This is a genomic window from Bradyrhizobium sp. dw_411 (assembly GCF_018449695.1).
Taxonomy (GTDB): Bacteria; Pseudomonadota; Alphaproteobacteria; order Rhizobiales; family Xanthobacteraceae; genus Bradyrhizobium.
Genome location: NZ_JAAVUY010000010.1, coordinates 191,137 through 203,168, shown reverse-complemented (window position 1 = coordinate 203,168; position 12,032 = coordinate 191,137). Strand labels below are relative to the sequence as shown.

Annotated in this window: 9 protein-coding genes; 5 read left to right on the top strand and 4 right to left on the bottom strand. The window is 62.5% G+C overall.

What is annotated here, in order from left to right:
- Window positions 1-80 precede the first annotated feature (80 nt).
- From HB676_RS18975 to HB676_RS18960, 4 genes are all read left to right on the top strand, one after another.
- Complete coding sequence (locus HB676_RS18975; RefSeq protein ID WP_213739412.1) at window positions 81-1,355, top strand: HlyD family secretion protein; 1,275 nt, start codon at window positions 81-83, stop codon at window positions 1,353-1,355.
- The gene (locus HB676_RS18970; RefSeq protein ID WP_213739570.1) at window positions 1,321-2,919 is read left to right on the top strand and encodes a DHA2 family efflux MFS transporter permease subunit; all 1,599 of its coding nucleotides are present in this window, start codon (window positions 1,321-1,323) and stop codon (window positions 2,917-2,919) included. The genes HB676_RS18975 and HB676_RS18970 overlap by 35 nt, the downstream gene beginning before the upstream one ends.
- 67 nt (window positions 2,920-2,986) lie before the next feature.
- A complete protein-coding gene (locus HB676_RS18965; protein ID WP_213739411.1) occupies window positions 2,987-3,778 on the top strand; it encodes a fumarylacetoacetate hydrolase family protein in 792 nt (263 codons plus the stop codon).
- 206 nt (window positions 3,779-3,984) lie between these two features.
- Window positions 3,985-4,749 (top strand): HD domain-containing protein, encoded by a 765-nt coding sequence (locus HB676_RS18960; protein ID WP_213739410.1) that lies wholly within the window; start codon window positions 3,985-3,987, stop codon window positions 4,747-4,749.
- A 204-nt stretch (window positions 4,750-4,953) separates the two neighbouring features.
- On the opposite strand, the gene HB676_RS18955 is transcribed toward HB676_RS18960, so the two are convergent.
- Entirely contained in the window at window positions 4,954-7,050 is a 2,097-nt protein-coding gene (locus HB676_RS18955) for a DEAD/DEAH box helicase (RefSeq protein ID WP_213739409.1), read from the bottom strand.
- A 342-nt stretch (window positions 7,051-7,392) separates the two neighbouring features.
- On the opposite strand from HB676_RS18955, the gene HB676_RS18950 reads away from it, so the two are divergent.
- Window positions 7,393-8,835, top strand: a complete 1,443-nt coding sequence (locus HB676_RS18950; RefSeq protein ID WP_213739408.1) for a hypothetical protein — start codon at window positions 7,393-7,395, stop codon at window positions 8,833-8,835.
- 17 nt (window positions 8,836-8,852) lie between these two features.
- On the opposite strand, the gene HB676_RS18945 is transcribed toward HB676_RS18950, so the two are convergent.
- The 3 genes from HB676_RS18945 to HB676_RS18935 form a co-directional block, all read right to left on the bottom strand.
- Window positions 8,853-10,235 (bottom strand): hypothetical protein, encoded by a 1,383-nt coding sequence (locus HB676_RS18945; RefSeq protein ID WP_213739406.1) that lies wholly within the window; start codon window positions 10,233-10,235, stop codon window positions 8,853-8,855.
- Between the two features lie 81 nt (window positions 10,236-10,316).
- Window positions 10,317-11,000, bottom strand: a complete 684-nt coding sequence (locus HB676_RS18940) for a class I SAM-dependent methyltransferase (protein WP_213739405.1) — start codon at window positions 10,998-11,000, stop codon at window positions 10,317-10,319.
- 7 nt (window positions 11,001-11,007) lie between these two features.
- On the bottom strand, window positions 11,008-12,006 hold the full coding sequence (locus tag HB676_RS18935) for a glycosyltransferase family 2 protein (RefSeq protein WP_213739404.1): 999 nt from the start codon (window positions 12,004-12,006) through the stop codon (window positions 11,008-11,010).
- Between the last annotated feature and the right edge of the window lie 26 nt (window positions 12,007-12,032).

Genomic DNA, 12,032 nt, shown 5'->3' with positions numbered 1-12,032 from the left:
AGTTTCAATATCGGGTCTATTTTGGAAATTGTCAAGTTTCCTAATTCTCCATGTCGGAGAAACCCACTGGGAGAGCCGCCATGACCGTCCATTCCACTTCGTTCCGGGCCGAGCAGCCGGTCCCGACCGCCAACTTCATCGAGGCCGTAGCGCCTTTGAGCCGGGCCGAAGCGACCACCGCCGCCGCGCCGCCGGCAGCGAGCAAAAAGTTCAACTTTCGCAAGCTCTTAATGACGGGAGCGGCGATTGCCGTGCTGGCAGGCGCGAGCTGGTATGGCTGGGATTACTGGACCGTCGGCCAATATCTGGTCTCCACCGACGACGCCTACGTCAAGGCCGACAGCACCACCATCGCGCCCAAGGTTCCGGGCTATCTGCAGGAGGTGCTGGTCAGGGACAATGAGCGCGTCAAGGCCGGCCAGGTGCTGGCGCGGATCGACAACCGCGACTACCGGGTCGCGCTCGATCAGGCCAAGGCCGATGTCGGCGCCGCCAAGGCGATGATCGCCAGCAAACAGGCCCAGCTCGAAGTCCAGCAGGCCGTGATCGACGCCGCCAAGGCGACCATTTTGGTCGATCAGGCCAATGTGACGTTCGCCGCGCAGGACAACAAGCGCTACACGGATCTGGCCGCGAATGGTTCGGGCAGCGTGCAGAATGCGCAACAGGCGCAAGCGCGCATCGCCGGCGCCAACGCGACGCTGGCGCGCGATACCGCCAATCTCGCTTCCGCATTGAAGCAGGTCGATCTGCTCAACGCCGAGATCGTCCAGACCAAGGCCGCCGCCGCCCGCGCCGAAGCCGTCGAAGATCAGGCCGGACTCAATCTCGGCTACACCACCATCACAGCGCCGATCGATGGCGTGGTCGGCAACCGCACGCTGCGCCTCGGCCAGTACGTGCAGGCCGGTACGCAATTGATGTCGGTGGTGCCGGTCGAGGGCGCCTATGTGGTGGCCAATTACAAGGAAACGCAGCTCACCGACGTGCGTGAAGGCCAGGCCGTCGACATCACCGTCGACACCTTCCCGGGCAAAATCGTCCACGGCCATGTCGACAGCATCGCGCCGGCCAGCGGCCAGGAATTCGCTTTGCTGCCGCCGGACAACGCCACCGGCAATTTCACCAAGGTGGTGCAGCGCATCCCCGTCAGGATCGCGCTCGACGGCAACGGCCCATCGCCGCTTGAGCTTCGGCCGGGCATGTCGGTCATTCCCAGCATCGAGACGCGCTCATCGAGCCCTGCCCGCCTCGCCGCCACTAAAACGCCCACGACGATTTCAGGAGTGTGCCATGTCCCTTCAGAGCCCGTCCGCCTCGATGTCCGCGCAGCCGATCTCGCTCACCACATCTAAACCAACCGCGGCCGATCCGGACCGCGCCAGCCTCACGACCTGGATCGCCGTGCTCGCGGCCATGATCGGTTCGTTCATGGCGATCCTGAACATCCAGATCACCAACGCCTCCCTGCTCAATATCGAAGGCGGCATCGGAACCGGCGTCGATAATGGATCGTGGATCTCGACGTCGTATCTGATTGGCGAGATCATCGTGATCCCGCTCACCGATTATCTGAGCCGGGTATTTTCCTTCCGCATCTATATGCTGGTGAGCGCGACGCTGTTCGCGGTGTTCTCAGTCGCCTGTTCGTTCACCCACGATCTGCCGTCGATGATCGCCACGCGCGGCCTGCAGGGGTTTGCCGGCGGCGTGCTGATCCCGATGGCGTTCACGCTGGTGCTAACCAAGCTGCCGAAGGCCCAGCAGCCGGTCGGACTGGCGATCTTCGCGCTGTCCGTCACTTTCGCGCCCGCGATCGGCCCGACCATCGGCGGCTATCTGACCGAGAATTACGGCTGGCGGACGATCTTCTTTGTCAATGTGATCCCGACCGCCGTAATGGTGGCCGCGCTCTATGCGACGCTGGAGCGCCAGCCGATGCAGCTCAAGCTTCTGAAGGAGGGCGACTGGGCCGGCATCGCGACCATGGCGATCGGCTTGTCCGCATTGCAGACCGTGCTCGAGGAAGGCAACAAGGACGACTGGTTCGCCTCGCCCTTCATCCTGCGGCTTGCCGCCGTAGCCGTGGTCAGCCTGAGCCTGTTCGTCTGGATCGAGCTGACGGCCGAAAAGCCGCTGATCCAGCTACGTCTGCTGAAAGGACGCAATTTTGGCTTCGGCACGATCGCGATGACGTTGCTGGGTTTCGCGCTGTTCGGCTCGGTCTATATGCTGCCGGCCTATCTCGGCGAGGCGCAAGGCTATAACGCCGAACAAATCGGTTCGGTGCTGGCATGGACCGGACTGCCGCAGCTCATTTTGATCCCGCTGGTGCCGCAGTTGATGAAGCGCTTCGACACCCGTTACATCGCTTTTGTCGGCCTGATGATCTTTGCCGCCAGTTGCTTCATGAACACGACGATGTCGCCGGACTATGCTGGCGATCAGTTCTGGATTCCCAATATCGTGCGTGCCATCGGCCAGGCCATGGTACTGACGCCGCTGACCTCGGTGACCACAGGCGACATCGCGCCGCAGGATGCCGCGGCGGCTTCCGGGATCAGCAATATGTTGCGCAATCTCGGCGGCGCGATCGGAACGGCCGTACTGGCGACCGTGATCACCAAGCGCGAGCAGTTTCATTCCAATATCATCGGACAATCCGTGACGCTCGGCCGCGAGGAAGTGCGCAACCGGATCGCCGCGATGACTGACTATTTCTTGTCCCACGGCGTTTCCGATCCCGCGGCCGCCCATCAGCGGGCAATCGTGGCGCTCGGCAATGCCGTCAAGCATCAGGCGCTGGTGATGGGTTTCAGCGATGCGTTCGTGGTGCTCGGCGCGTTGCTGGTGGTCTCCGCGATCGCCGTGTTGCTGACCCGGAAAGTGAAAGGCGCCAGCGGAGCCGGCGCGCATTGACGCGCGACAGATTATCATGGCCGCGAATCCCTGGGCGCGTTAGGATCGCGCAAAAGGGAGAACGTCCATGGAAGAGATCGCGGCCCGGCGTGCAGCCGACTGGTTGCTGGCTGAACACAAGGCCAATCGGCAATTCAAGACGCTCAGTCCGCCGGACGCACCCGCTGCGATCACTGGCGCCTACGACATCCAGGACCGCTACGTCGCGCTTCTGCAACGTGAGCTTGGCGCCCCCGTCGGCTATAAGGTCGGGCTGACGTCGGCGACGATGCAGGCGTTTTGCGGCATCGACCATCCGATCGCGGGTGTCGTGCTCAAAAGCCGCTTGCACCGATCAGGCGCGACCATCAAACGTTCGGATTTCGGGCGTCTCGGCCTCGAATTCGAAATCGCGGTCCGCATCAAATCGGATATCCCGGCCACGAGCGCGCCGCTGACCGCCGAAGCGATCCGGCCGCACATCGACGGCGTCTGCGCCGCCATCGAACTCGTCGACGATCGCAGCGCGGACTATGCCCATCTCGATGTGCGCTCGCTGGTCGCGGACAATTCCTGGAACGCCGGCATCGTGCTGTCGGAATTCGCGACAACGTGGCCCGATCTCGAAAGCGTATTGGGACGCGCGACAAGGGATGGTGGCGCAATCGGCGAAGGCCACGGCCGCGACATTCTTGGCCATCCCTTCAATTCGGTCGCGTGGCTGGCGACGCAACTGGCGTCGCGCGGCGTCGGGCTGAAAGCCGGCCAGATCGTGATGACCGGCAGCGTGATTAAAACGATCTTTCCAACCGAAGACGCGACGTATCGTTTTGAGCTGGCGCCGATCGGCTCGGTCGAGGTGCGGTTGGCGGAGAAATAAGACGCGAGGTTCTTTCGCGTCGACGCCTTTGAACGAAATTAAATTTCTACTTGCTTACAAAACATGCAGGCGTCGGGGACAAGCTTGCGTGAAAGCCGCGAATCCGTCCGATGATTCTGATAGAATGTCTTCACGGCGATACAGCTTCGATTCGGCTGAAGATTCCGTAGCACGTTCCCCGATCGCCGTACCGCGAGGAGGTCGAGATGAATGATCACGCGCATGCGATGACTTTGTCCGAACGCGCCGACGCGCTCGAAGAGCACATGACGCATGAGCTCGAGCGCATCGTCATCAAGTCGGCGTTGTTCAATCTCGCCGACGGAAAGACCAACGATGACACCGGCGAGGTGCTGGCGCGCAATCCCGGCAAATTCCTGGTCATGAAGGAAGACCGGCGTCTTCCAAAAATGCCGGCCAAGCCCACGCTGATCGACTATTTCAAAAGCCGTTTCACCTCGACCGCGCATTTACTGCAGAGCGCCGCGCTCGCCAAAAAGGCCGGCCATAGCGAGAAGGTCATCCTCGCCTGCCTGCTGCACGACGTCGCGGTGTCGGGTTTCATCCGCTGCGACCACGGCTATTGGGGCGCCCAAATGATCGAGCCTTATGTGGACGAGGAAATAAGCTGGGCGGTGCGCGCCCATCAGGCGCTGCGTTTCTTTCCGGACGAATCCGTCGGCTACCAATATCCGGAAGCCTACACGAAATGGTTCGGTCCCGATTTTCAGCCCGAACCTTACGTGGTCGATGAATATAAACGCGCGCGGGCTCACAAATACTATATGACGGGCCGCCTGATCACGCTCAACGACCTCTATTCATTCGACCCCGATGCCAAGGTCGACCTGGAGGACTTCACGGATATCATCGGCCGGCATTTCAAGCAGCCAAAGGAAGGCCTCGGCCTCGACAACAGCCCGTCCGCGCATATGTGGCGCACCATGATGTGGCCGACGCGGTTTTTGTAGAGCAGGATGAGATTAGATCGATCTGCAACGGCAGCGAAGGTGCGCCCCCTCTCCCCTTGTGGGAGAGGGTTGGGGTGAGGGGTTACGGTCTATCGATGGAGCTTAACCCCTCACCCGGATCGCATCTGACGATGCGATCCGACCTCTCCCACAAGGGGAGAGGTGAAGTGGACCGATTCAACCTAATGCCATCCCGCGCTAGGTTTAGCCGCGATGTTTCTTCTTGGCTTTCTTTTTGAATCCGGGCTTTCCCGCAGGCGCGCCGGCAAACCGTGACTCTCCGGCATGGTGCGGGGGCCGCTTTTTCTTGTGGTCCGCGTCCTTGTCGAATCGCGCGCGACTGTCGCTGTGGGGTTTGCCTTCGTAAGGCTTGCTATCGCGCGGTCTGTCATCGCGAGGCCTACCTTCGAAAGATTTGCCCTCGTAAGGTTTGTTGTCGCGCGGTTTGCCCGCGTAGGGCTTGCCTTCATACGGCTTGTCGCTGTGAGACTTACCGTGGTGCTTCGGCTTTCGCTCGTCGCGGAATTCATCGCTCTGACGCGCGTCGCGGCCGGTGTCTTCATTTTCACGTCGCGTGTGCGGACGCTTTTCCTGCGGCGACTGACTTTGGGGTGACTCCCCCTGCGGCGCATCGCCGAGCAGTTCGATACGGATATTGTCTTCCTTGTCGGGCCGCTTGATCTTGGCGGTGAAGGAATCGACGACCCGCTGCGAGATTTCGAACTCGGTGGTGGTATCCATGATGCGGATCGCGCCGATGTCCTGCTTGTCGATACCACCGCGGCGGCAGATCATCGGCAATAGCCAGCGCGCTTCGGCGTTTTTCCGCCGTCCGATCGCAGCCCGAAACCACACGCTGCCTTCGGCCATGACGTGACGCGGCGACGATTTTCCCGTCTTCGCGCGCGGCCCGGCATCGCGGTCGCCGCCGCGTGGCGGTCTGCCATCTTTGTCCCGGCCGCGATCGTCGCGCGATCGGCTGGAATGTTGCCCGGGATCGAGAATGTCCTCGGGCGATGGCAGCCGCGCCCGGTACAATCGCGCCAATGCGGCCGCGACATCCTCGGGCGAGCGCTCGGCGAGCAACATCTTCGCGAGGGTCAGATCTTCGGCGGTGGCTTCCTGCGCGAATAGATCCGCTTGCAGCATGCGCTCCTGATCGAGCTTGCGGATTTCTTCAGCGGTCGGCGCCGTGCCCCAGACCGCATCGATCCCTGCGAGATTGAGCAGCAATTCCGCACGCCGCCTGCGCGCCGGCACTACCAGGAGGACACTGACGCCCTTGCGGCCCGCACGCCCGGTGCGGCCGGAGCGGTGTTGCAGCACCTCGGCGTCGTTCGGCAGATCCGCATGAACGACAAGACCGAGATTCGGCAAATCGATGCCGCGCGCCGCGACGTCGGTCGCCACGCAAACCCGGGCGCGTCCATCGCGCAGCGCCTGCAGCGCTGTCGTCCGTTCGTTCTGGGTCAATTCGCCTGACAGTGCGACCACCGAGAAGCCGCGCTCCAGCAGCGTCGCCTGCAAGTGGCGCACAGCCTCGCGCGTGTTGCAAAACACGATCGTGCTGGGCGATTCAAAGAACCTGAGCACATTGACCACCGCATGCTCGACATCGCCGGCGGCAATTCTAATGGCGCGATATTCGATATCGGCGTGGCCGCCTTCATCGCCCGCGACCTCGACGCGAAACGCCTCGTGCTGGTATTGCTTGGCCAGCGCGACGATGCCACGCGGCAGTGTCGCCGAGAACAACAGCGTCCGGCGCGTATCGGGCGTGGTCTTGAGGATGATTTCCATATCCTCGCGAAAACCAAGGTCGAGCATCTCGTCGGCTTCGTCGAGCACCACGGCTTTCAGTTCCGAGACGTCAAGACGGCCGCGCCGCAAATGATCGCACAGCCGTCCGGGCGTGCCGACCACGATGTGGGCACCCTCGGCCAGCTCGCGCTGCTCGCGCCGCGGATCCATGCCGCCCACACAGGAAACGACACGGGCGCCGGCATATTGATAAAGCCATTCCAGTTCGCGATGGACCTGCAACGCGAGCTCACGCGTCGGCGCCACGATCAAGGCGAGTGGCGCGGCCCCCCGCTCGAACCGCTCGGCATCGCCGAGAAGGTCTTTCGCAATCGCCAATCCATAAGCCACGGTCTTGCCCGAGCCGGTTTGCGCGGAAACCAGGAGGTCGCGGCCCACAGCATTGTCCGCGAGCACGGCGGTCTGCACTTGCGTCGGCTGATCATAGTTGCGCTCCGCCAGGGCTCGGGCAAGCGGCGGGCTTGTGGTCAAGAATGTCACGAGATGGCCGACCTTATTATTTGTGTTTTACCGGGAATACCGAACTGCGCCTCGAACCCCAGGTGGGATCGAAGCTGACGCGCCCGGCAGATACACTGCGCGCGGCCCGGGATGTGATTGAGATGGGCGTGCTTTAGGCCATGACAAGCCAAAACACCATGGCCGTGATTGCATGCGAGACCGGCCATACCGGACGCAGCGCTGTCATATGATGACCAGCCGCAAATGGCGCCCTGTTTTGAACGCGTATGCGATTGAAATAGCGGGATAATTCGATCAGCACCGGCGGCGGGCGGCACCCGGTAAAGAAAGGTTAATGTTGCCGCTCTACCTTCGCCGCCCATGAGCGACGAGGTCATCCGCAGCACGGCTAAACCGTTCCCGGCGCAGGCGGCGTTGCCCTGGCTGGCCGGCGCGGGCGTCTATGTCCTGCTGCTGACGCTCGGGCCGCGGCTGCTCAACGATCCCGATACCTATTCCCATATCGCGGTCGGGCGCTGGATCATCGCGCATGGCGCGGTGCCGACCACCGATCCCTTTTCTTTTTCCATGCCCGGCGAGCCCTGGATCGCGTTCGAATGGCTGTCGGAAGTCATCTATGCGACGACGTTCACGCTCGCCGGCTGGTCCGGCGTCGTGGCGCTGGCGGCCGCCGCAGCCGCGCTCGCCATCGGCATGCTGACGCGTTTTTTGTTGCGCGAATTGGCGCCGACTCCGGCGCTGCTGATGGTCGTTGCGGCGATCGTGTTGCTGGCGCCGCATCTGCTGGCGCGGCCGCATATGCTGACACTGCCTGTCATGATGGCCTGGGCCGCGGCGCTGGTGCATGGCATGGATCGTCGGGCACCCCCGCCCTATTGGGCGCTTCCCTTGCTGGTGCTGTGGGCAAACCTGCACGGTAGCGTGGTGCTGGGGCTGGGGCTGATTGGGCCCGCCGCGCTCGAGTCACTATTGAACGAGAAGCGTAGCGAATGGCCGCGCGTGATATTGCGCTGGCTACCGTTCTCGGCGCTGGCGCTGGTGGCGTCCTGCCTGACACCCTACGGACCGGAGCCGCTGCTGATGCCGCTGACGACGCTCAGCGCCGGGCAGGCGCTCGGCTGGATCGGGGAATGGCGGCCGCAGGACTTCGGCCATGTCGGCGCCTTCGAGTTGCTGCTGCTGGCGGGCATCTTCGCGCTGTCGCGCGGGGTGACGTTGCCGTTGGTGCGGGCGCTGGTGGTAATCGGCCTGATACACTTCGCGCTGGCGCAGGTACGCAATGCGGACCTGCTGGCAATGCTGGCGCCGCTCTATCTCGCGGCACCGCTGGCGCGGCAGCTCGGCGCACGGGCCGAGGACGCCGCCGACTCGGCGCGAGGCATGAACCTCGCGGTACTCGGTGCGATGATCATGGCGACCGCGCTCGTGCTGGTGCGCGACATACGTCCGGCCCCGCGAAATACACCTGCGGCGGCCGTGGCCAGCGCCGGTCTTACCAAGGCGGGCCCCGTGCTCAACGATTATTCGTTCGGCGGCTATTTGATCTTCGCCGGCATTCCCACTTTCATCGACGGCCGCAGCGAATTGTATGGCGGCCAATTCATCGAGCGCTACAATCGCGATTTGTCGCTGGCCGACCTCGACGATTTGCTCAAATTGCTCGACCGGTACAAATTCGGTGCGACGCTACTGGAGCCGAATACGCCAGCGGTCGCGATGCTTGACCGGCTGCCGGACTGGCAGCGCGTCTACAGCGATGGCGTCGCAGTGGTGCACAAGCGGCGCGATGCGCCGCAGAAATAGGCCAGCAAACGATCGGATCAAACGGCGTCGGAAACCCGGGCGCGACGTGACTCGCTCATGAGCGTAAGCGCCATGACTGCGGCAAGACTCATGACAAGCAGGAAGCTCGGGGGCGCGTCCACGCCGGGATTGGCGAGGAGCAGATAGGAGAACAGCCCCGCCATCGACGCCGCGAAGCCGAGCCAGGCCATCTTCGGTACGCAAAATCCACGCTCGCCACGCCAAAGATCAAGCACAAGATAGAAGCCAAGCAAGGTGTTGCAGAGCGCGGCCGGCAGCACGCCCATGACGATCTCATACTCGAACCCGAGATAGCACAGCAGGCCGTCGACCTGCGCGATCACCGCGAGTGGCAGATAACGCAGATTGAGACAGGCCAGCGCGATGGACGCGAGTTCGAACGCATAGAAGTAGCGGTCGTGCATCTTCGGAAGCAAATAAGGCATGAACAAGAGAGAGGCGCACGCGGCCAACAGGATGAATTCCGGGCCTTCTTGTCTGGAACGCAGAATGAAAACCGACAACGCAAGCCCGCACGCTGCGGCAAGCACGACGCCGACGACGATTCCGACCGGATACGGTACGCCCGCCGCCAACACCCAGACGTTCGGGGCATTCATGGTGAGGCGATGAAAGGTGTCGGCCTGGTCCATATAGACCTGCAACACCGAGGCGAACGGCCTGCCGGCGAGAAAAACAGGAATAGCGAGGGCCACATAAACGACGGGGACAGCAGCGAGCCATACCCAGTGAATCCCGCGGCGTAACATCATGCCCAGCACAAATGGCCCCAGGAACACGCCTTGGGCCTTCACCGCGCAAGCCACGGCGAACGGCAGAACGCCATTTCGCTCCTGCATGAACAACGACACCGACAGCAGCGTGAAGAAAGTCCAGATCGAATCGGCCTGTCCCCACACGGCGCCGTTGAACAGCACCGTCGGCGCCAGCCAGACGCCGCAGAAGGCCAGCGCAGCGCGTAATGGCACTTTTGCCGCCTGCCAGACGATCCGAGCCGCCATGATCGCACAACCAAGTTCGAAGACGACTGAGATCGCCTTCACCAGGGAGAGTGGCTGGCCCAACCCATCAAATTGGGCTGCGATCAACAAAAGATAGCTGTAGAGCGGCGTGTAGTTGGTGAAAGCTTCACCCAGCGCCTCGATGCCGTGATTCCGGGCGAAGGCGTACCAGGGGATCAGAAATTGGACGGCGTCGCTGGTGGCGTGCTCCCGAACCAGGTAACGAAGCACAAGACCCACAATTGCACACGCGGCGGCTATGCCAATCGCAAGCCGCCGGTTCGCGGCCGACGTCTTGCCCGGATTGACGGAATAAGCCGATCCGTGGGGCGCACCGATCCCGGTAATGTCCTGGATGCTCGAAATCGTCGGCCTCATTCAACGGCGTAGCGGCGCGATGCGCCCGAGAATAATTCAGCCAGGAACAATTCAGCCGAGAACAACTCAGCCGAAAATGGCTTAGACGGTAGCGAAAGCAGCATATTGCGCGCCGAGCGGCACCCGACTTAATGCATTTTCGACGCGGCGCGCGGACTTCGCCTCCGAGGGCAACAGCAGGAAATAGCGCGCGCCGATCTCGCGCAAGCCGCCATCCGCCATCAATTTTCGCGCCGTGCCGGCGCCGAGCAAGGCGGCGTCGCGGTCGAATTCACAGCGCGATACGGCAAGACGCGTCAGCGGATTGAGCGGATTGTGCTCGATGACGCAGATGAGCCCGCCGGGCCGCACCACGCGCCGCATCTCGCTCATGAAATACGCCCATTCGGCGGGCGCGACATGGTGCATCACGCAAATCGCGGTCACCAGATCGAAGCGGCCGTCCACGAAGGGAAAACGCCTGCCGTCGAAGTCAGGGTAGTTGACGTCGGAGTTATTGATGCGCGCCTGGGTAATGCAATCCGAGGACACGTCGATACCGCTGAGGCTACCGACCATATTGCGCAACAAGGGATGAAAACTGCCGACGCCACAGCCGACATCGAGCATCGCGGGCTTTTGCGCCCCGAGCCGCTGCGCGATCAAGTCGCGCAACAAATCGGCCTTGGCGCGCATGAAGAAACTATGCGGCAGGCCCGAGAAGTCGATCGAGGACTGAACGACGTCGCGATAGTTGCTGCGATAGCTGTCGAAGAGCTCGGTCATGACGCGCTTATTCGTGCACGGCGCGGATCGCGGGACCCGCCGCCACGGCCTCTTCGCGATCGAAGCCCAATCGTTTTTGCACCACATAAAGCGGGCGCTGCTTCACTTCGGCATGGATGCGGCCGACATACAATCCGACAATACCCGTCATCAGCATGTTCATGCCGCACAACAGCGACACGATCACGATGGTCGAAGACCAGCCGGCGATCAGATGGCTGTCGTTGGTCAGCCATAACAGCATCACCCAGCCGCCGTAGAGCACCGCCAGGCCCGACACCGCGAGGCCGCACCAGATTGCCAGCCGCAGCGGCGCGTCGGAAAAGCCGAGCGCCGCGTTCAAAGCCAGCCGGACCATCTTGAACAACGGATATTTGGTTTCGCCGGCGGCGCGCTCCAGGCGATGGAACGTCACTTCGGTCTGGCGGAAGCCGAGCCAGGCGACCATGCCGCGCACGAAACGATCCTGCTCCGGCATCTGGCGCAGCGCGTCGAGCACCTTGCGATCGATCAAGCGGAAGTCACCGACATCGGCCCTTATGCCGACCGAGGATATGCTGCCGAGCAGCCGGTAGAACACATGGGCGGTGGCGCGCTTGAAGGGGCTTTCGCCAGCGCGCGACAGCCGGCGCGCATGGACGACGTCGTAGCCTTCCTTCCATTTCGCGATCAACTGCTCGACGATTTCGGGCGGATCCTGCAGGTCGGCATCCATCACGATGATGGCATTGCCCTGCGCGGCGTCCATGCCCGCGGTGATCGCGACCTGATGACCGAAATTACGCGACAGGCCGATATAGCGAAACCGCGGGTCGCGCCTGGCGAGGTCCTGCAGCACCAGCGGGCTGGAATCCTTGCTGCCGTCATCGACGAAGATCGCCTCCGCCGGTTCTTCGAGCCGGGCGAGCAGCAGGTCAAGCCGGCGCAGCAGCACCGGCAGCACGGCTTCCTCGTTGAACACGGGAATCACGATGCTGTAGCTGATCGGCTGGGAATCGGTCGCCATAAGAGAGGTTCCACCCGGGTTGGACG

Bases quoted from the DNA above. Each gene is read 5' to 3' on its own strand.
- HB676_RS18975 (WP_213739412.1), top strand. From the start codon at position 81: ATGACCGTCCATTCCACTTCGTTCCGGGCCGAGCAGCCGGTCCCGACC.
- HB676_RS18960 (WP_213739410.1), top strand. From the start codon at position 3,985: ATGAATGATCACGCGCATGCGATGACTTTGTCCGAACGCGCCGACGCG.
- HB676_RS18970 (WP_213739570.1), top strand. From the start codon at position 1,321: ATGTCCGCGCAGCCGATCTCGCTCACCACATCTAAACCAACCGCGGCC.
- HB676_RS18950 (WP_213739408.1), top strand. From the start codon at position 7,393: ATGAGCGACGAGGTCATCCGCAGCACGGCTAAACCGTTCCCGGCGCAG.
- HB676_RS18940 (WP_213739405.1), bottom strand. From the start codon at position 11,000: ATGACCGAGCTCTTCGACAGCTATCGCAGCAACTATCGCGACGTCGTT.
- HB676_RS18945 (WP_213739406.1), bottom strand. From the start codon at position 10,235: ATGAGGCCGACGATTTCGAGCATCCAGGACATTACCGGGATCGGTGCG.
- HB676_RS18935 (WP_213739404.1), bottom strand. From the start codon at position 12,006: ATGGCGACCGATTCCCAGCCGATCAGCTACAGCATCGTGATTCCCGTG.
- HB676_RS18965 (WP_213739411.1), top strand. From the start codon at position 2,987: ATGGAAGAGATCGCGGCCCGGCGTGCAGCCGACTGGTTGCTGGCTGAA.